Source organism: Nonomuraea sp. NPDC002799 (assembly GCF_053592075.1).
On the sequence record NZ_JBSFVA010000016.1, the window covers coordinates 143,606 to 161,870 of the forward strand.

General features: G+C 69.3%; 16 protein-coding genes. 7 read left to right on the forward strand and 9 right to left on the reverse strand.

Translation table 11 applies throughout. The features are described 5' to 3' along the window. Positions 1-25: 25 nt before the first annotated feature. From dapF to ACWD0F_RS27595, 3 genes are read right to left on the reverse strand one after another with little or no spacing between them, the layout of a single operon-like run. Complete coding sequence (dapF, locus tag ACWD0F_RS27585; RefSeq protein WP_449880235.1) at positions 26-838, reverse strand: diaminopimelate epimerase; 813 nt, start codon at positions 836-838, stop codon at positions 26-28. A gap of 9 nt (positions 839-847) precedes the next feature. Beyond that, on the reverse strand, positions 848-1,753 hold the full coding sequence (gene miaA, locus ACWD0F_RS27590; protein WP_449880237.1) for a tRNA (adenosine(37)-N6)-dimethylallyltransferase MiaA: 906 nt from the start codon (positions 1,751-1,753) through the stop codon (positions 848-850). Between the two features lie 13 nt (positions 1,754-1,766). Then, the gene (locus tag ACWD0F_RS27595) at positions 1,767-2,294 is read right to left on the reverse strand and encodes a methylated-DNA--[protein]-cysteine S-methyltransferase (RefSeq protein ID WP_449880240.1); all 528 of its coding nucleotides are present in this window, start codon (positions 2,292-2,294) and stop codon (positions 1,767-1,769) included. Between ACWD0F_RS27595 and ACWD0F_RS27600 the strand changes: the two genes are divergently transcribed. After that, positions 2,293-3,210 (forward strand): ribonuclease Z, encoded by a 918-nt coding sequence (locus ACWD0F_RS27600; RefSeq protein WP_449880241.1) that lies wholly within the window; start codon positions 2,293-2,295, stop codon positions 3,208-3,210. The two genes, ACWD0F_RS27595 and ACWD0F_RS27600, sit on opposite strands and share 2 nt — an antisense overlap. On the opposite strand, the gene ACWD0F_RS27605 is transcribed toward ACWD0F_RS27600, so the two are convergent. The 4 genes from ACWD0F_RS27605 to miaB form a co-directional block, all read right to left on the reverse strand. Continuing rightward, positions 3,183-3,836 (reverse strand): hypothetical protein, encoded by a 654-nt coding sequence (locus ACWD0F_RS27605; RefSeq protein WP_449880243.1) that lies wholly within the window; start codon positions 3,834-3,836, stop codon positions 3,183-3,185. The genes ACWD0F_RS27600 and ACWD0F_RS27605 overlap by 28 nt on opposite strands. Positions 3,837-3,864: 28 nt before the next feature. Further along, positions 3,865-4,653: an isocitrate lyase/PEP mutase family protein gene (locus ACWD0F_RS27610; RefSeq protein ID WP_449880245.1), complete on the reverse strand. Its 789-nt coding sequence runs from the start codon at positions 4,651-4,653 to the stop codon at positions 3,865-3,867. Positions 4,654-4,863: 210 nt separating this feature from the next. Continuing rightward, positions 4,864-5,436: a hypothetical protein gene (locus ACWD0F_RS27615; RefSeq protein WP_449880247.1), complete on the reverse strand. Its 573-nt coding sequence runs from the start codon at positions 5,434-5,436 to the stop codon at positions 4,864-4,866. A 917-nt stretch (positions 5,437-6,353) separates the two neighbouring features. Then, positions 6,354-7,844, reverse strand: coding sequence for a tRNA (N6-isopentenyl adenosine(37)-C2)-methylthiotransferase MiaB (gene miaB / locus ACWD0F_RS27620; protein WP_449880249.1), 1,491 nt, complete (start codon positions 7,842-7,844; stop codon positions 6,354-6,356). Between the two features lie 138 nt (positions 7,845-7,982). On the opposite strand from miaB, the gene ACWD0F_RS27625 reads away from it, so the two are divergent. From ACWD0F_RS27625 to ACWD0F_RS27650, 6 genes are all read left to right on the forward strand, one after another. After that, positions 7,983-8,738 carry an amino acid ABC transporter ATP-binding protein gene (locus tag ACWD0F_RS27625; RefSeq protein ID WP_449880250.1) on the forward strand — a complete coding sequence of 252 codons (756 nt, stop codon included), beginning with the start codon at positions 7,983-7,985 and terminating at the stop codon, positions 8,736-8,738. An 18-nt stretch (positions 8,739-8,756) separates the two neighbouring features. Continuing rightward, complete coding sequence (locus tag ACWD0F_RS27630) at positions 8,757-9,635, forward strand: glutamate ABC transporter substrate-binding protein (RefSeq protein WP_449880252.1); 879 nt, start codon at positions 8,757-8,759, stop codon at positions 9,633-9,635. A gap of 58 nt (positions 9,636-9,693) precedes the next feature. Further along, positions 9,694-10,362 (forward strand): amino acid ABC transporter permease, encoded by a 669-nt coding sequence (locus tag ACWD0F_RS27635; RefSeq protein ID WP_449880254.1) that lies wholly within the window; start codon positions 9,694-9,696, stop codon positions 10,360-10,362. Next, positions 10,359-11,276 (forward strand): amino acid ABC transporter permease, encoded by a 918-nt coding sequence (locus tag ACWD0F_RS27640; RefSeq protein ID WP_449880256.1) that lies wholly within the window; start codon positions 10,359-10,361, stop codon positions 11,274-11,276. Before ACWD0F_RS27635 ends, ACWD0F_RS27640 begins: the two co-directional genes overlap by 4 nt. Before the next feature lie 139 nt (positions 11,277-11,415). After that, positions 11,416-12,261 (forward strand): glutamate ABC transporter substrate-binding protein, encoded by an 846-nt coding sequence (locus ACWD0F_RS27645; protein WP_449880390.1) that lies wholly within the window; start codon positions 11,416-11,418, stop codon positions 12,259-12,261. Positions 12,262-12,312: 51 nt separating this feature from the next. Beyond that, entirely contained in the window at positions 12,313-14,415 is a 2,103-nt protein-coding gene (locus tag ACWD0F_RS27650; protein WP_449880258.1) for a S9 family peptidase, read from the forward strand. Between the two features lie 251 nt (positions 14,416-14,666). Here ACWD0F_RS27650 and rny read toward each other — a convergent pair whose 3' ends face one another. Then, positions 14,667-16,286, reverse strand: a complete 1,620-nt coding sequence (gene rny / locus ACWD0F_RS27655) for a ribonuclease Y (RefSeq protein ID WP_449880260.1) — start codon at positions 16,284-16,286, stop codon at positions 14,667-14,669. Between the two features lie 809 nt (positions 16,287-17,095). Next, the gene (gene recX / locus ACWD0F_RS27660) at positions 17,096-17,917 is read right to left on the reverse strand and encodes a recombination regulator RecX (RefSeq protein ID WP_449880263.1); all 822 of its coding nucleotides are present in this window, start codon (positions 17,915-17,917) and stop codon (positions 17,096-17,098) included. Positions 17,918-18,265 lie beyond the last annotated feature (348 nt).

Here is an 18,265-nt window from a genome sequence, read left to right on the forward strand (position 1 = left end):
AGACCCAGCATCTCCCAGGAGAACCTTATTCTGCAAGCATCAGCTCGCCGCTGGCCACGATGACCGCGGGGCCGGAAAGGTAGCTCGTGTCGTCGTCGAGGGTGACCGTCAGCGTGCCGCCGGTGACCTCGACCTTCCAGGAGCCGGTGGTGTCGCCCGACAGGTGGGCGGCGGCGACGGCCGTGGCCACCGCGCCCGTGCCGCAGGAACGGGTCTCGCCCGAGCCGCGCTCGAAGACGCGCATGACGGCGCGGCTGACGCCGACCGGGTTGAACAGCTCGATGTTGACGCCCGTGGGGAAGACGCCGGGGTCGAAGCCCGGCTGGTGGGCAAGGTCGAGCTGGACCACCGGATCGCCGATGGCGCAGGCCAGGTGGGGGTTGCCCATGTCGACGCGGAGCCCGACGTATTCCTGGCCGCCGACGTTCGCGACGCTCTCGCCGAGGACCACGGGCTTGCCCATGTCGACCCTGATGTCGCCCTCGGGCTCCACGCTGATCCTGCGGATGCCGCCCCTGGTCGCCACCGCGAAGTCCGTCGAGTCCACCAGCCCGTTGTCGATCAGGTAGCGGGCGAACACCCGCACGCCGTTGCCGCACATCTCGGCCATGCTGCCGTCGGCGTTGCGGTAGTCCATGAACCACTCGGCCGCCGACGCCTGCTCGGCCACCTCGTGGTGCAGCTTGGTGCGCGCCACTCTGAGCACGCCGTCCGCCCCGATCCCGGCCCTCCTGTCGCAGATCATCGCGACGAGCGTGGCGGAGACGTCCGCCGTGTCGTCGAGATCAGGCAGGATGATGAAATCGTTCTCGGTGCCGTGCCCCTTGAGAAAACGCATTACCGAAGTTTACCCGCATGGCCGTGCGGCGATGAGCGCGAGGGACCGCTCCAGCAGGTCGGACGCGTCGTAGGGCAGCCAGCGCACCCGGGGATCGCGGCGGAACCACGACTCCTGGCGGCGGGCGAACCTCCTGGTGGTCCTGATCGTCTCCTCGATCGCCCGCTCCTCGCTCCACTCCCCCTCCAGGAAGCGGATGACCTGGGCGTATCCGAGCGCCCGGCTCGACGTGCGCCCCTCCGCCAGGCCCTGCCCGAGCAGGCTCCGCACCTCCTCGACCAGGCCCCCCTCCCACATGCGCGCCACCCTGATCGCGATCCGCTCGTCCAGCTCGGGTCTGGGCACGTCGAGGCCGATCTGCACGCTCGGGTAGACGGCGTCATAGGACGGCATGGACGCCGAGAACGGACGCCCGGAATGCTCGATCACCTCAAGGGCGCGCACGATCCGGCGGCCGTTGCTCGGCAGGATGGCCGCCGCGGCGGCGGGGTCCTGCTCCCGCAGGCGCTCGTAGAGCGGGGCCGGGCCGCGCTCCACGAGCTCGGCCTCCAGCCGGGCCCTGATCTCCGGGTCCGTGCCGGGGAAGTCCAGCTCGTCGATGGCCGCCCTGATGTAGAGGCCGCTGCCGCCGACCAGCACCGGCACCTCGACGGTGTCGATCACCGCCCTGGCCAGCTTCTGGTACTCGGCCGCGCTGGCCGTGACCGTGACGTCCCAGACGTCCAGCAGGTGGTGGGGCACCCCGCGCCGCTCGGCCATGGTCAGCTTGGCCGTGCCGATGTCCATGCCGCGGTAGAGCTGCATGGAGTCGGCGTTGACGCACTCCCCTCCCAGCCGGAGGGCGAGATCGACGGCGAGATCGGACTTTCCGGCCGCCGTGGGACCCACGACGGCGATGACTGGCTGCTGGCGCACACAGACCAGTGTGCTAGAGGTCGAGCAGTGTCGGTTGCAGGTAGCCCTCGTGGGTCAGCAGCCGGCGCTTGGTCTCCACGCCCTCGCCGCCGCTGAAGCCGCCCAGGCCGTTGCCCGCCGCGATGACGCGGTGGCAGGGCACGAAGATCGGGATCGGGTTGGCGCCCATGATCGAGCCGATGCCGCGCGCGGGCACCTTGGAGCCGCTGCGCGCGGCCAGCTCGCCGTAGGTGACGACGGTGCCGTACGGGACCTGGTGCAGGGTCTGGAGCACCTGCAGCCGGGATCCGGACATCAGCCGCCAGTCGATGGGGGTCTCGAAGACCTTCAGCTCGCCGGCGAAATAAGCGTTCAGCTCGGCGACGGCCGAGGCCGTACGATCCGCATCATGAACTTCAGCCAGGCCGAGGTGGCCGGCCGGCCGCGCCCGGGACCCCCAGCCCGTCGCGACCAGGCCGACCTCGGTGACGGCCAGCACGAACGAGCCCACCGGCGTCGCCACCTCGGCGTAGGCGACCGTCTGTCCTTGGGGGGCCATCATGTCCTCTCGTGAGCTCGTGGTCCTGGGCACCTCCAGCGCGGTGCCCACCCGACACCGTAACCACAACGGCTACCTTCTGCGCTGGGACGGCCAGGGCTTTCTGTTCGACCCGGGCGAGGGCACGCAGCGGCAGATGGTGCACGCCGGGCTGAGCGCGCACGACGTGCACTGGCTCTGCCTCACGCACTTCCACGGCGACCACTGCCTGGGCGTGCCCGGGGTCGTCCAGCGCATCGCCCGCGACAGGGTCAGGCACCCGGTGGGCGCGGTCTTCCCCGCCTCCGGCGAGACCTACTGGCGCCGGCTGCGCCACGCCGCCGCGTTCGCCGACACCTCGGTCATCGCCGAGCATCCCGTCTCCGGCGCCCTGGCCGGCGTCGGTCCGCTGACCGCGCGCAGGCTGTCCCACCCCGTCGAGTCCTACGGCTACCGTCTCCAGGAGCCGGCCGGCCGCCGCATGCTGCCCGACAGGCTGGCCGCCCACGGCATCCGCGGGCCGGACGTCGGCGAGCTGCAGCGCACCGGGTCCGTGCGCGGCGTCACGCTGGCCGACTGCAGCGTGCCGCGGCCAGGGCAGAGCGCGGCGTTCGTCATGGACACCCGGCTCTGCGACGCCGTGTTCGAGCTGGCATCGGGCGTCGATCTGCTGGTGATCGAGGCCACGTTCCTGTCCTCGGAGCTCGGGCTGGCCAAGGAGCACGGGCATCTGACGGCGTTCGAGACGGGCGTGGTGGCGGCGGACGCGGGGGTGCGCAGGCTGGTGCTGACGCACTTCTCCGAGCGGTACGGGTTCGACGACGAGCCCGCCTTCATCGCCGAGGTACGGCGGAGCTTCGACGGTGAGGTGCTGCTGGCCCGCGACCTGATGAGGATCCCCGTGCCGCGCCGTCAGGCCGACCACAGCGCGGCGAAGTAGCCGACGCCGTAGGGGGCCGAGCGCATGAGCAGTCTCCCCCCGAACGTCGTCGTGCCCGCCGCCCCGGCCAGCACCTGCAGCGCGGCCCGGCCGCCGGCCCACAACCGGTCCGCCGCCTCCGGGTCGAGGGTGGCGAGGGTGGTGGGATCCGCCTGGGCCAGGGCGTGCGCGATCAGGTCGTCGTACGGCGCCGCGGCGTCGTCGTACCGGCCGGGGGCCTTGGGGGTGAGGCAGGCGGAGCCGTCGGCCATGACCAGCAGCGCCACCTTCCGCGCCACTTTGCCGATTTTTTCGCCCAGCGCCCGACATTCCTCGCTTGTCGCGTCGAACGCCACCGACTGGAAGCCGTCGGGCGCACGCCCGCCCAGCAACGCGCGGCCGACGGTCAGCGACAGCGGCAGCACGGGCGCGCCTTCGCCCGCCGTGACGTCCAGCCCCCAGGGACGCAGGGTGCCCGCCGCCTGACCGCCGTAGCCCGTGGTGCCGGCCGCGCCGCCCACCACGATCAGCGCCTCGGGGCCGGCCTCGCGCAGCCCCTCGATCGCGGCGTGACAGGCGGAGCGGAGGTCGTGCAACCGGTGCACGATCAGCGGGGTGGGCGGGCAGACGGCCGCGGCGACAAGCACGAGCGCAAGCGTACGGCGTGGCTGCCGGTCAGTACGGCGCGCGGCCCTGGCTGATCAGCTCGAACATGCCTTGCGCGTGGACGTGGGCCGCGTGGTGCAACCCGCTGCCGAAGCTGATCCTGGCCACGCCGAGCTCGGCCAGCCGCCCGAGCGACGGGCCGCCGCGCCGGTAGTAGATGTTGACCGGGCCGCCCAGCTCGGCCGTCAGCGCCTGGATCTCCTCTTCGTCGCCGACCCTGATCGGGTACACGCAGTCGGCCCCGGCCTCCAGATAACGCCGCCCGCGCTCGACGACCACCTCGCGCGAGCCCGGACCGCGAACGCCGGCGTCGATCCCGGCGTTATTCCCGGCATCGATCCGGGCGTTGATCTGGGCGTCGATCCGGGCGTTGATCACCAGCCCCGCACCGGCCGCCGCCCGCACCTCCGCCAGGAAGTCCGCCTGCGCGCCGACCTCGGCCAACCGGCCCGTGTCCGGATAGGAGTCCTCCAGGTTGCATCCGACGGCGCCGGTGGCGGCCAGGCGCTCGACGAGCTCGACCGGCTTGAGCCCGTAGCCGCGTTCGAGGTCGGCGGTGACGGGCAGGCCGACGGCCCTGACGATGCGGGCGACGGCCGCCATCATCTCGCCGACCGGCGTGTTCTCGCCGTCCTCGTAGCCCAGGACGTGGGCGACGGCGGCACTGCCGGTGGCCACGGCCGGGAACCCCGCCTCCTGCACCGCGCGGGCGGAGGCCGCGTCCCAGGCGTTGGCCAGGATCAGGGGGGTGCCGGATACGTGCAGGGCCCTGAGCACGGACGCGCTGTCAGTCGTCATGGCCCGACCCTATGGACGGAAGTGGCTCCCGCCGTAGAGCCAGTCTCCGCGAATAACGGCAAGCCACTTCACTCCGCGAGGTGATCCACGGACAACTAGCGGCAAGCCACCGCGCTCAACGAAGCGATCCACGGACGACACGGCGTGCGACCGCGCACGACCTGCTCCCGGCGATCACCGCCACTCCGCGGGAAGGACGCCGGCGAGCGGTCAGCAGCCGCCCTTGGCGCACTGGCCGGCCACCTGGCCCGCCGGGCCGTCGGCCGGGACGTCGCCCTCGGGAACCTGCTGCTGCGACTGCGGCGCCTTGGTCGGTGCCGTGGTCGAGGGCTTCTTGCCGGTGCCGCTCTTGCTCTGGGACGAGTCACTGCCCGTGGACCCCGTGTCGGCGGCGGGATCGCCACCGGGGTCGGTGACGGTCGCGTCGCCCATGCTGCCGTCGTCGGGCGCGTCGGTGGACAGGCCGCCGTCGTCGGGCGCGTCCGTGGCGGCGTCGCCCATGGTGGCGTCGTCGTCGCCCTGGAGGTCCTCGTTCGCTCCGGCGCTCTGGGAGGGCACGGGCCGGCCGCCGCTCTGCTGCGTGCTCTCATCGGAGCCGCTGGCCAGCAGATATCCGGCGCCGCCCGCGACGATCAGGGCGAGCAGCACGACGGCGACGATGACGAGGGTCTTGTTGTTGTTCGCGCGGGCCTTGCCGCCCGAGTTTCTGCTCCGTGCGGCGAGACGGGTATCTCCTGGTCCGGTCAGGATCTCTTGGCGATCCGGCTCCATTCGATCTTGCATGGGGTGTGGCTCCTCGCGGTCGTATCGGGGAAAGCTCACCGGCTTCCGCGGGTGATGGACCACACTAGCCGCAACAGTCGAATGCTCGCACACCAATCACAAAGGAATCACGACTTGTCCCCCCTTAGATCCATTTTCCCAGGTGGCCGCGCCACCTTGGCACCGGTGGCGGGGGCGACCGGGGTACTCGTCACCGCCAGCCTGGGAATTTACCTTGCATTTACCAACAACTCCGAGCCATCCCCGGATAACGCTCCGCCATTGCATGAGGAAACTCACCTTTCCTCAAGATCGCATTCTTCTGCGTCATTGACCTCGCCCGCAACGCCGTTCACGCCCGCACTCACGCCGCCTTCTGGAACGTTCCATGGCCCGGTGGCGCAGTCGAAGGAGGAGCCCGTTTCCTGGGCGCTGTTGCTTCCCTGGATCCAGGCCGTCCCCCCGCCGGACGACCTGACCTCCGCGATCCCTTACCTCTCCGCCGGCCCTTTAGGATCCCCGGTGCCGCTCAGCTCCGCCGTTCCCCTCGGTTCCCCTGGGGCTTCGGAGCCGATCACCGGCCCGCTCGCGACCACGCGTCCGCAACGATCCCCGGCTCCGCGCAAACCGCCCCGCGAACGGCGGGCCGAACCGTCGCAGGCAGCGCCTCAGGCACCCCCGGAGCCACCGCCCCAGCAGCGGTCGGCGCCCGAGCACGCGGATCCGCCACCACCGCCGGCCCCGGCGCTGCGACGCGCCGGCCCCGATCCGTGCGCGACCTTCGACGACTTCCGCCGGCAACCGTGCTACAGCCTCCTGGACAAACTCACCCGCTGAACCAGGGCCGCCCGGACACCGAAACGGCCTGGCCACCTCCGCCGGCAGACGGAGACGGCCAGGCCGCACGGAACGCTCAGGAGAGCTCTCGTGGTGCCCGCTCAGATGGCCGAGCAACCTCCGGCGGACGCGGGGGCGGGAGCCGGGCGGCCGATGGTCGGCATGCCCAGCAGTACTCCGGAGCCGCCCGAAGGCGCGCCCTGGCGGGCCGCCCAGGCGTCGCCCGCGCGGGTGCGGCGCACCGACACGGCGCCGTCGGCCACCAGGTGGTGCGGCGCCGCGTACGTCACCTCGGCCGTCACCATGTCCCCCGGACGCGGCGTCTCGTCGCCCACGGCGAAGTGCACGAGCCGGTTGTCGGCGGCCCGCCCGGAGAGCCGGCGCGTGGCCTCGTCCTTGCGGCCCTCGCCCTCGGCCACCAGCACGTCCAGCGTCCGGCCCACCTGCTTCTTGTTCTCCGCCCAGGAGATCTCCTCCTGCAGCGCCACCAGCCGCTCGTAGCGCTCCTGCACGACCGCCTTGGGCACCTGGCCGGGCATGGTGGCGGCCGGAGTGCCTGGGCGGATGGAGTATTGGAAGGTGAAGGCGTTGGCGAAGCGGCTCTGCCGGACCACGTCGAGCGTGCCCTGGAAGTCCTCCTCCGTCTCCCCGGGGAAGCCGACGATGATGTCGGTGGAGATGGCGGCGTCCGGCATGGCGGCGCGCACGCGCTCGATGATCCCCAGGTAGCGCTCGGCGCGGTAGGAGCGGCGCATCGCGCGCAGCACCTGGTCGGAGCCCGACTGCAGGGGCATGTGGAGCTGGTGCATGACGTTGGGCGTCTCGGCCATGGCGGCGATCACGTCGTCGGTGAACGCGGCCGGGTGCGGCGAGGTGAAGCGGACCCGCTCCAGGCCCTCGATGCCGCCGCACGAGCGCAGCAGCTTGCCGAAGGCGAGCCGGTCGCCGAACTCCACGCCGTAGGTGTTGACGTTCTGGCCGAGCAGCGTCACCTCGAGGACGCCCTGCTCCACCAGCGTCCGCACCTCGGCGAGGACGTCGCCGGGGCGGCGGTCCTTCTCCTTGCCGCGCAGCGACGGCACGATGCAGAACGTGCAGGTGTTGTTGCAGCCGACCGAGACCGACACCCAGGCGGCGTAGGCCGACTCACGCTTGGTGGGCAGCGTCGAGGGGAAGACCTCGAGCGACTCCTTGAGCTCGACCTGGGCCTCGCCCTCGATGCGGGCGCGCTCCAGCAGCACCGGCAGCGAGCCGATGTTGTGGGTGCCGAACACCACGTCGACCCAGGGCGCCTTGCGGACGATCTCCCCCTGGTCCTTCTGTGCCAGGCAGCCGCCCACCGCGATCTGCATGCGCGGATTGCTGACCTTGGCCGGCCGGAGATGGCCGAGGTTGCCGTAGAGGCGGTTGTCGGCGTTCTCCCGCACGGCGCACGTGTTGAACACGACCACGTCGGCGGCGTCGCCGTCGGAGGCGGGCACGTAACCGGCGTCCTCCAGCAGGCCCGACAGCCGCTCGGAGTCGTGCACGTTCATCTGGCACCCGTATGTGCGCACTTCGTATGTGCGGGCGCTTTCCTGGGTCACAGTCATGGCATGTTCAAGGGTAGTCGGTGTGTGGCTTGAAGCGGTCCGCACAGATCTAAAAGACCAGCTTGATGGCATGATGTGATCGGATCGGTACCGCTCGGTTAGTGACCAGCGCTTCAATGCCCTCTACCGTTTTGGTCCATGACGGAGAACGGCGACGCCACTCCACTGGTTCACTTGGAGAACGTCAACAAGCACTTCGGGACGCTTCATGTCCTGAAGAACATCAACTTGACCGTCTCTCGTGGCGAGGTCCTGGTCGTCATCGGCCCTTCGGGCGGCGGGAAGTCCACGCTCTGCCGCACGATCAACCGGCTGGAGACGATCAACGACGGGAAGATCATCTTTGACGGCCAGGTGCTGCCCGAAGAGGGCAAGGGGCTGGCCAGGCTGCGTTCCGACGTCGGGATGGTGTTCCAGTCGTTCAACTTGTTCGCGCACAAGACCATCCGTGACAACGTCACACTCGGCCCGATGAAGGTGCGCGGCACCTCCAGAGACGCGGCCAACAAGCGGGCGATGGAGTTGCTCGAGCGGGTGGGCATCGCCGCACAGGCGGACAAATATCCGGCCCAGCTCTCGGGCGGCCAGCAGCAGCGGGTGGCCATCGCCAGGGCTCTGGCCATGGATCCGAAGATGATCCTGTTCGACGAGCCGACCTCTGCACTGGACCCGGAGATGGTGCAGGAGGTGCTCGACGTGATGATCGGGCTGGCCCGCGACGGGATGACCATGATGGTCGTCACCCACGAGATGGGCTTCGCCCGACGGGCCGCCAACCGTGTGGTGTTCATGGCAGACGGTCAGATCGTCGAGGAGAACACCCCCGACGAGTTCTTCACCAACGCGCAGACCGACAGGGCGCGTGACTTCCTTTCGAAGATTCTCACGCACTGATAATTGAGGCAGGTACACATGCATATGCGTCGAACGGGAGCGGTGCTCACCGCAGCGGTTCTCGCCGCCGGCCTGACCGCCTGTGGCGGTGGCGACGGCGGTAGCGGTGGGGACAAGACCTACACCACCGTGGTGGACAAGATCCAGGGCGCCAGCTCGGTCGTCGTCGGCACCAAGTGGGACCAGCCCAGCCTGGGTCTGAAGACGGGCCCCGAGCCCGAGGGCTTCGACGTCGACGTGGCCAAGGCGGTCGTGAAGGAGCTGGCCGGCGGCAAGGACGTGAAGATCGAATGGAAGGAGTCGGCTTCCTCCAACCGCGAGCCGTTCCTCCAGAACGGCACGGTCGACATCGTCTTCGCCACCTACTCCATCACCGAGGAGCGCAAGGGCAAGGTCAGTTTCGGCGGCCCCTACGTCATCGCCCACCAGGACGTGATGGTCCGCAAGGACGACACCTCGATCAACACCCCGCAGGACCTCAAGGGCAAGAAGATCTGCAAGGCGGCGGGCTCCAACTCCTACAAGCGGATCACCGACCCGCCCCCGGACGGCGAGCTCGACATCGACGCGACGACCGTCGACGCGGCCAACTACTCCGAGTGCGTGCAGAAGCTCAACGGCAGCAACCTCGACGCGGTGACCACCGACGACCTGATCCTGGCGGGCTTCGCCAAGCAGGCCGGCGGCAACTTCAAGGTGCTGGGCCAGGGCTTCACGGACGAGAAGTACGGCATCGGCCTGAAGAAGGGCGACGCCAAGACCTGTGAGGCCGTCAACACCGCGGTGAAGAAGCTGTGGGACAACGGCACCATGAAGCAGCTTCTGGACAAGTGGTTCGGTGGCATTCAGGGCCTGAAGGTATCCGACACGGCCCCGCCCGCCGAGGGTTGTAGCTGATCACACTAGAGGCGGCGGCCGGATTCCCGGCCGCCGCCGTCCTATGCGGTGGAGCACGATGGACGAACTAATCAAGTACGCCCCCGATCTCGCCCTCGGTTTCCTGGAGAACGTCAAGCTCTCGCTCGTGGGCGTGGTGGCCTCCCTGATCCTCGGCACGATCCTGGTGGCGATGCGCGTCTCTCCGACACCGGTGCTGCGCGCGGCCGGCACGATCTACGTCAACGTGGTGCGCAACACCCCGCTGACCCTGGTGCTGGCCTTCTCGGCGCTGGGCCTGAGCGACCAGCTCGGGCTGGTCTTCTCCGACACGCCGCAGACCAACTCCTTCTGGCTCGTGGCGCTGGGTCTGTCGGTCTACACCTCGGCCTTCGTGTGCGAGGCGCTGCGGGCCGGCGTCAACACGGTGCCGATGGGACAGGCGGAGGCGGCCAGGGCGATCGGGCTGACGTTCACGCAGTCCCTGACGATGATCATTTTGCCGCAGGCGTTCCGCGCGGTCGTCGCGCCGCTGGGCAGCGTGATGATCGCCATGATCAAGAACACCACCGTCGCCACCGCCGGCGGGTTCCTCGCCGACGCGGCGGCCACGATGAAGGAGACGTTCGACACCACGGGCGCGTCCATCCCGATCTTCCTCGGCATCGTCGTCGCCTTCATGGTGCTCACCATGCCCGTCGGCTTCTTCACCGGCTACTTGTCACGACGTCTGGCGGTGGTCCGATGAGCACGTCCGTTCTGTTCGACGCGCCCGGCCCGCGCGCGCGGGTGCGCAACGGCCTGCTCACGGTGGTCAGCGTCATCGCGGTGGCGGCCGTCCTGTACGGCATCTATCGCGGCTTCGACGCCAAGGGTCAGTGGGAAGGCAAGATCTGGCAGCCGTTCCTGCAATGGTCCACCTGGGAAACCTTCATCATCCCCGGCCTGATCGGCACCCTCAGGGCCGCTGCGGTGGCCGCGGTGCTGGCCCTGGTCTTCGGCGTGGTCTTCGGCCTGGCCAGGCTCTCCGATCACGCCTGGATCCGGATCCCGGCCGGTGTGGTGGTCGAGGTGTTCCGGGCCATTCCGCTGCTGTTGCTGATCTTCTTCATCTTCTACCTGGCGCCCACGGTGCTGGGCGGCGGCGACTACGCGTTCATGGCCGTGGTCGTGGGCCTGATGCTCTACAACGGCTCGGTGCTGGCCGAGGTCGTCAGGGCCGGCGTGCACGCCGTGCCCAGGGGGCAGTCGGAGGCCGCGTACGCGGTCGGCCTGCGTAAGAACCAGGTGATGCGGCTGGTGCTGCTGCCGCAGGCGGTCACGGTGATGATGCCGGCGATCGTCAGCCAGCTCGTCGTGCTGCTGAAGGACACGGCGCTCGGCTACATCATCGCCTACGTCGACCTGCTCAACACCGGCTTCAAGATCCTGCCTGCCGTCTTCTTCGGCTCGCTGATCCCGGCCGCGATCGTCATCGGCATCATCTACGTGGCGCTCAACATGGCGCTGAGTTACCTGGCCACCTGGCTGGAGCGGCGTAGCAGGCGCAGCCGCAAGACCTCGGCGGCGCCGATCGTGGCACCCGGCTCGGCCGAGGTGAGCATAGGAGCGGGCACGGGCACCGAGGGCGCCGGCCTGGCGCCCGACAAGCCCCTGGAGTGAGCCCCGGGCGGCGGTGGTGTCGTTGTGCCCCCGCCGCCCGATCTCCCGGAAATGTGCAAGAAAGTCCCATGCATGCGTTGAAACCGCCGTAAGAGCGGCCCGCGCGGGTTACGCATAGTCGTGGGAGGCCACGGTGACCATGCGCAGGGCGGCGTTCGCGGGCGCCACAGTGACGTTGGTCCTGGCGGCGTGCAACGGCGGGGGCTCGTACAGCACCGTCGTGGAGATGATCAGGAACACCGGGAAAGTCGTCGTCGGCACCAAATGGGACCAGCCGGGCCTCGGCCTGAAGACGGGCGACGGCGAGCCGCAGGGGTTCGACACGGACGTCGCCAGGTACGTCGTCCGCAAGCTCGCGGGCAACGCCGGAGTACGCATCACGTGGCGGGAGTCGCCCTCGTCAGCCCGCGAGGCGCTGCTCCAGAACGGCACCGTGGACCTCGTCTTCGCCACCTACTCCATCACCGAGTCCCGCAGGCCCAAGGTGACGTTCGGCGGCCCGTACGTGAACGTCCAGCAGGACACGCTGGTCCGGGCCGGCGACACCGGCATCAAGAAGGTGACCGACCTCCGCGGCAAGCGGATCTGCCTGGCCGCGGGCTCGAACTCGTACCGGCGGATCGTCGAGCCGCCGCCCGACGGCAAGCTGGGGATCCCCGCGGTGCTGGTGCCGGCGAGCAACTACTCCGGCTGCGTGCACATGCTCGCCACCGGCAAGCTCGACGCCGTGAGCACCGACAACCTGATCCTCGCCGGGTACGCCGAGGCTGAGCCCGGCAAGTTCCGGCTGCTGAACGACCCGATCAGCGAGGAGAGGTGGGGGGTCGGGATCAAGAAGGGCGACACCGCCACCTGCGAGGCCGTCAACAGGGCGGTCGCCGAGATGTGGCGGGACGGCACGGCCACCCGGCTGCTGCGGAAATGGTTCGGCCGGATGAGGCTCACGCTGCCCTCGTCCCTGCCGCGCCCAGAGGGCTGCCCCTGAACTGTGGGGACCGCGTCACGCGCGCGCTGATCTTCCGGCAGGATGCGGGGTATGCCTTTCTGGCCCTCCCCCATTTCGACCAGAGACGTGGCCGGCTCCGGCGTGCGCCCCGGCTGGCCCACGGTCCAGCGCGGCCGTGTGTGGTGGACCGAGGACCGTCCCGACGAGGGCGGGCGCACCTCGATCGTGTGCCGCGACGCCGACGGCACCGAGCGTGACCTGCTGCGGGCGCCGTGGAGCGCGCGCACCCGGGTCCACGAGTACGGCGGCCGGCCGTATGCCGTGACCCCCGAGGGTGACGTGGTCTTCGCCAACCTCAAGGATCAGCGCCTCTACCTTCTGCGAGCGGGCCGCGATAACGGCGACCCGAAACCTCTCACCCCCGAAGGGGGACGCTACGCCGACCTGGTGGTGCGGGACGGGCAGGTGTGGTGCGTGCGCGAGCTGCATGCCGAAGAGGGCAAGGTCATCCGGGCCATCGTGTCGATCCCGCTGGACGGCGGGGAGGCCCGTGAATGGGCCACGGGCTCCGATTTCTACGCCTCCCCCAGCATTTCTCCCGATGGGCGACATCTCGCTTATGTCTGCTGGGACCACCCGCGCATGCCCTGGGACGGCACCGAGCTCCGCGTCATCCCGCTGTCGAGCAACTCCTCGATCGTCCCGGACGGCACCACCCAGCCCTCAGCACCAGGCTCCTCGCCCACCACAAGCGGCACCACGCAACAACCAGGCTCCTCGCCCACCGCTAGCGGCACCACTCAACAACCAAGCCTCTGGCCCACCACAAGCGGCACCACCCAGCAGCCGTCCCCGGGCGACGGCTCGTGGATCGTCGCAGGCGGTATCGCCGAATCCGTTCTCGCCCCGATGTGGAAGGACGACGCGCATCTCTACCTGATCTCCGACCGCTCCGGCTGGTGGAACCTCTACGAGACGGACCTGCGCGGCGACAGTGGCGAGGGCGGGGCGCGGGCGGTGTACCCGGCGTCGGAGGAATTCGTCGCGCCGCCGTGGCAACTGGGCGGGCGACCGTACGCGGTGCTCGGCGACGGACGCCTCGCAGTCCTGCACGGACGCGGCGACCTGCGGCTGGGCGTGCTCGATCCCGGGTCCGGCGTACTCACCGACCTTGACGTGCCCTATGCCGGATGGGACGGGGCGCTGTCCGCCGAGCACATGTCCGTGACCGGAATCGCCTACGCGGCCACGCTCCCCCGGTCAGTGCTCCTCATGGACATACCAGCCGTACCTGGCCCGAACCGGTCAACCGATGCGACCGGCCCAGCCCACCCTTCGGACACGGCCCGCGCCACCCCCCACGCTGAGCCGCCGACCGGCCTGGCTCGCTCGCTCAGACATGACATCGAACGTCTTCCCGACCCCGTCTACCTTCCCGTTCCGCAGGCGGTGGAGGTGCCCGGACATGCGGTGCACGCCTTCCGCTATCCGCCATACGGCCCGGCGGCCGAAGGTGGCCTCCCTCCGTACGTCGTCTTCGTGCACGGCGGCCCCACCGCACACGCCGGCACCGCCCTGGACCTGGAGAAGGCGTTCCTGACCTCGCGCGGCATCGGCGTGCTCGACGTCAACTACGGCGGCTCGACCGGCTACGGCAGGGCCTATCGCGACCGTCTGAAGGGTCAGTGGGGCTTGGTGGACGTTGCCGACACGGTCGCCGCCGCCGAGTGGCTGGCCGCCGAGGGCCTGGCCGATCCCGCCAGGATCGCGGTACGCGGCGGCAGTGCGGGCGGCTGGACGGTCATGGCCGCCTGCTGCCGCTCCGACGTGTTCGCCGGAGGCGTCTCGTACTACGGCGTCAGCGCTCTCGGACCCCTCATCGCCCACACCCACGACTTCGAGTCGCGTTACGTGGAGTGGCTGGTGGGGCCGGAGGAACCGCAGGTGTACGCCGGCCGCGAACCCCTCGCCCTGGTGGACGGCGTGTCCTGCCCCATGCTGCTCCTGCAGGGCCTCGATGACCCTGTGGTGCCGCCGGAGCAGTCGTCCGCCTTCGCCGACGCGCTGTCCGAGCGCGGGGTGCCATGCACGTACCTGGCCTTCGAGGGCGAGTCACACGGCTTCCGCCGCACAGAGACCCGCACCGCCGCCCTCGCCGCCGAACTGGCCTTCTACCAGCAGATCTTCTCCTGACCCAGCCACCGGCCCACCACCGGCACCCACAAACTCAGCCCGGCTCAACAGGCTCCGCCAACACCGGCAAACGAACGGATTCAGCTCCGCTGACCAGCCGACTCAAACGCGCCCCCGCCCGGTCAGCTCAGCACACTCCCGCGCGGACGGTCCAGCACACCCCCACGCAGTCAGCTCAACACGGGCCCACCCACACGGTCAGCTCGACGCACTCCCGCGCGGACGACTCAACACGCCCTCGCGCGGTCAGCTCAGCGGGCGAACTCGGTGGCCCTGGACTCCCGCACCACCGTGATCCGAATCTGCCCGGGATAGGTGAGCTCCTCCTCCACCTGCTTGGCCACGTCCCTGGCGATCACCTGCGCCTGGATGTCATCGATGGCGTCCGGCTTGACCATGACCCGGATCTCCCGCCCGGCCTGCATGGCGAACACCTTCTCCACACCCTCATACGACTGTGCGATCTCCTCCAGCCGCTCCAGCCGCTTGACGTACGCCTCCAAGGACTCACGCCGAGCACCCGGCCGGCTGCCGCTGATCGCGTCGGCGGCCTGCGTGAGAACCGCTTCGACGGTACGTACCTCGACCTCGTTGTGGTGCGCCTCGATCGCGTGCACCACGTCCTCCTCCTCGCCGTAGCGGCGCGCGATCTCGGCCCCGATCAGCGCGTGACTGCCCTCGACCTCGTGCGTGAGCGCCTTGCCGATGTCGTGGAGCAGAGCGCAACGCTTCAGCAGCGGCTGGTTCAACTTCAGCTCGGCGGCCATGATGCCGGCGATGTGCGCCGACTCGATCAGGTGCTTGAGCACGTTCTGACCGTATGAGGTGCGGTAACGGAGCTGGCCCAGCAGCAGTGTCAGCTCGGGATGCATGTCGGTGATCCCCAGTTCGACCAGGGCGTCTTCACCCGCCCGCGCGCACAGGTCCTGAACCTCCTGGCGGCTGCGATCGTGGGCCTCCTCGATGCGCTGGGGATGAATCCGGCCGTCCAGCACCAGCTTCTCCAGCGTGAGCCGGGCCGTCTCCCGCCGCACCGGATCGAAGCACGACAACAACACCGCCTCGGGGGTGTCGTCGATGATCAAATTTACGCCGGTGGTGGACTCGAAAGCCCGGATGTTGCGCCCTTCACGGCCGATGATGCGGCCCTTCATCTCATCGCCGGGCAGATGCAGCACACTGACGACCGACTCCGCCGTCTGCTCCGCCGCCAGGCGCTGAACGGCCAGCGTCACGATCTTGGTGGCCCGCTTCTCGCCTTCCTTGCGGGCGTCCCCCTCGATCTCCCTGATGATCAGTGCGGCCTCGCGCTTGGCCTGGTTCTCGATCTCCTTGACCAGCTCGGCCTTGGCCTGATCGCCGGTCAGTCCGGACACCCGCTCCAGGATGACCCGCCGCTGATCCTCGACCTGCAGCAGCTCCTCCCGCCGGTCGGCCAGCTCGACCTCGGTCTCGCCCAGCTTCCTGTCCCGCTCGGACTGCCGCCGGGCCTCCTCGTCCAGCCGCTGCTCCCGCTCGGCTAGCCGGGCCTCCCTGCGTTCGAGGTCGGCGCGCAGCTCCTTGAGCTCGGACTTGAGGATCCGGCCCTCCTCTTCGGCCTCCCGCCGCGTCTGCGCGGCGCTCTCGGTCGCGACCTCCGACCTGCGCAGAATCTCCTCGGCGTCGGTCTCCGCCTTACGGCGGATCTCCCTCGCCTCCTCGCGCACCTGCTCAAGCTCTTCGTGTACGGCCTGCGTCTGCTCGGGGCTCGGCTTGGCGGCGCGGGGTGCGCTGCCGCCCGAGGTGCGCCGTATGACAACGAGAAGCGCCACGATCATCCCGAACGCGAGCACGAGCACCGCCACCATCAGCACCACAACAAGCGGCCCCATGTGCGCCCCGCCCTCCTCGCGTCGTCAACACCTCATAACGCGGACTCAAAACGGGAGGGGTCACAAGCGCGTCACGAAAAGCCCTGCCGGCTTCAGCACCAGGATCGGTGTCAAGCCAAGACTGATCGGGCGTCGACTGTGATAGCCGACACCTCGACTGCCTGCGTCAACCGAGCTCGTTCGTCCGTTGTTCACCGGTATGGCAATCCGCGCTGCGCGGAGTAACTCCTCACTGCCGTCGAGGTTATGCGTCGAACAGGTCACGAGCAAGCAAACGCGTCATCAAGCGTGTCTTACGGGCCCGCATCTCCACATTCGACCCCCTATCACCCGATACCGCACGAATTGCACCACCTACCGGCCCGCCGTCATGTTGGGACAGACAGCAACGATGCCGAGCACACTTCTCGCCCCACCACGCAACGCAACGCAACCGACGCCCGCCACCGCAAGGCGAGTCAGAAGCACGACACGAACACGGCAGACACTCCGCAAGGCAAGACGCCCAAGGCAGAGCAGGACAGACAAGGCACTCCAGGACAAGGAAAGGCATGACAGGGCACAACGTGACAGAGATGATCATAACCGGGCATGTGCGACAGGACACGGCGGAGCACGACGGGCAAGCGCGACGGAGCACGACGGGCAAGCGCGACGGAGCACGACGGGCAAGCGCGACGGAGCACGACGGGCAAGCGCGACAGGGCAGAGCACGGCTGACAGGGCCGGGCACGGCACGGGGAAGGCCAGGCGCGGGGAAGGCCAGGCGCGGGGAGGAAGTGACGGGTGCCAGGTCAGCACGGGGGCTGTTAGGGGAAGTCCTCCTCCAGGTCAATGCCCTCCTGTTCCAAAGCCTCGCGGATGACCCGGAAGGCCAGACTCGAGGAGTAACCCTTGCGTGCAAGCATGCCCGCCAGCCGTCGGGTGCGGACTTGCGCGTCGAGGGATCGGGTTGAGGCGAGTTTGCGATCCACCAGCCGCCGGGCCGTCTCCGCTTCCTGGTCGGAATCCAGGCGATCCACGGCTTCGTTCACCGTCTCGGTGTCCACGCCCCGATGGCGCAACTCCGCCGCCAGAGCGCGCTTGGCCAGGCCACGGCCATGATGTCGAGAATCGACCCAGGCCGCCGCGAACGCCTCGTCGTCGATCAACCCGAGCTCCGAGAACCGGCTGAGGACCGCCTCGGCGGCTTCGTCCGGAACGTCACGCTTGCGAAGTGCCTCAGCAAGTTGGGCTCGTGTCTTGGGGGCCATGGTGAGGAGCCGGAGGCAGATGGCTCTAGCCACCGACTCCGGATCCGCAGTGGGTCCAGCACCGGCTGAGCTCTCGGCATCGGACCCCTCAGGCAGCCGCTCACGCCCCGAAGCGTCTTTCCGAGAACGCCCGCCGCCTCGGCTCCCCGCAACGCCTTTTCTGGAGCTTCCGCTGCCTCGGCTTCCCCACCCTCCATTGGATCGGCCGGATCGGCGGCCCCCGCCCGACGACCGCCCCGTACTTCCGTCGAGCTCATCGCTGCCGTCGAGCCGATTGTCGCCGTCTCGTTGGTCGCTGCCGTCGAGTCGATTGCTGTTGCCCGGTTGATTGCTGTCGTGTGGCTGATCGCTGGAGAACCAGCTGCTCCCGGCCAGCACCTCGGAGTGCCACCCGGGGTCCTCCTGATCCTTGGAAGACGCCTTTTCACCCGCACGCCAGTCGAAGCTCTTCTGGTCCTCGGACGAAGCCTCGCCGCCAGCACGCCACTCACCGCCGACCGGAGATTGACCGGCCAGAGGCTGATCAGCGGGCGATTGGCCCGCCGGAGATTGATCGACCAGAAACTGGCCCTCCGGACGCTGGCCCTCCGGACGCTGGCCCGCCAGAACCTGGCCGGCTCGATCCTGGCCAGCTCGATCCTGGCCAGCTCGATCCTGGCCAGCTCGATCCTGGCCAGCTCGATCCTGGCCAGCTCGATCCTGGCCAGCTCGATCCTGGCCAGCTCG

Excerpts from the sequence above, each read along its gene's own strand:
- ACWD0F_RS27610 (WP_449880245.1), bottom strand. The coding sequence starts at position 4,653 with ATGACGACTGACAGCGCGTCCGTGCTCAGGGCCCTGCACGTATCCGGC.
- ACWD0F_RS27595 (WP_449880240.1), bottom strand. The coding sequence starts at position 2,294 with ATGATGGCCCCCCAAGGACAGACGGTCGCCTACGCCGAGGTGGCGACG.
- dapF (WP_449880235.1), bottom strand. The coding sequence starts at position 838 with ATGCGTTTTCTCAAGGGGCACGGCACCGAGAACGATTTCATCATCCTG.
- ACWD0F_RS27645 (WP_449880390.1), top strand. The coding sequence starts at position 11,416 with ATGCGCAGGGCGGCGTTCGCGGGCGCCACAGTGACGTTGGTCCTGGCG.
- ACWD0F_RS27650 (WP_449880258.1), top strand. The coding sequence starts at position 12,313 with ATGCCTTTCTGGCCCTCCCCCATTTCGACCAGAGACGTGGCCGGCTCC.
- ACWD0F_RS27640 (WP_449880256.1), top strand. The coding sequence starts at position 10,359 with ATGAGCACGTCCGTTCTGTTCGACGCGCCCGGCCCGCGCGCGCGGGTG.
- miaB (WP_449880249.1), bottom strand. The coding sequence starts at position 7,844 with ATGACTGTGACCCAGGAAAGCGCCCGCACATACGAAGTGCGCACATAC.
- ACWD0F_RS27615 (WP_449880247.1), bottom strand. The coding sequence starts at position 5,436 with ATGCAAGATCGAATGGAGCCGGATCGCCAAGAGATCCTGACCGGACCA.
- ACWD0F_RS27625 (WP_449880250.1), top strand. The coding sequence starts at position 7,983 with ATGACGGAGAACGGCGACGCCACTCCACTGGTTCACTTGGAGAACGTC.
- ACWD0F_RS27600 (WP_449880241.1), top strand. The coding sequence starts at position 2,293 with ATGTCCTCTCGTGAGCTCGTGGTCCTGGGCACCTCCAGCGCGGTGCCC.
- ACWD0F_RS27630 (WP_449880252.1), top strand. The coding sequence starts at position 8,757 with ATGCATATGCGTCGAACGGGAGCGGTGCTCACCGCAGCGGTTCTCGCC.
- ACWD0F_RS27635 (WP_449880254.1), top strand. The coding sequence starts at position 9,694 with ATGGACGAACTAATCAAGTACGCCCCCGATCTCGCCCTCGGTTTCCTG.
- rny (WP_449880260.1), bottom strand. The coding sequence starts at position 16,286 with ATGGGGCCGCTTGTTGTGGTGCTGATGGTGGCGGTGCTCGTGCTCGCG.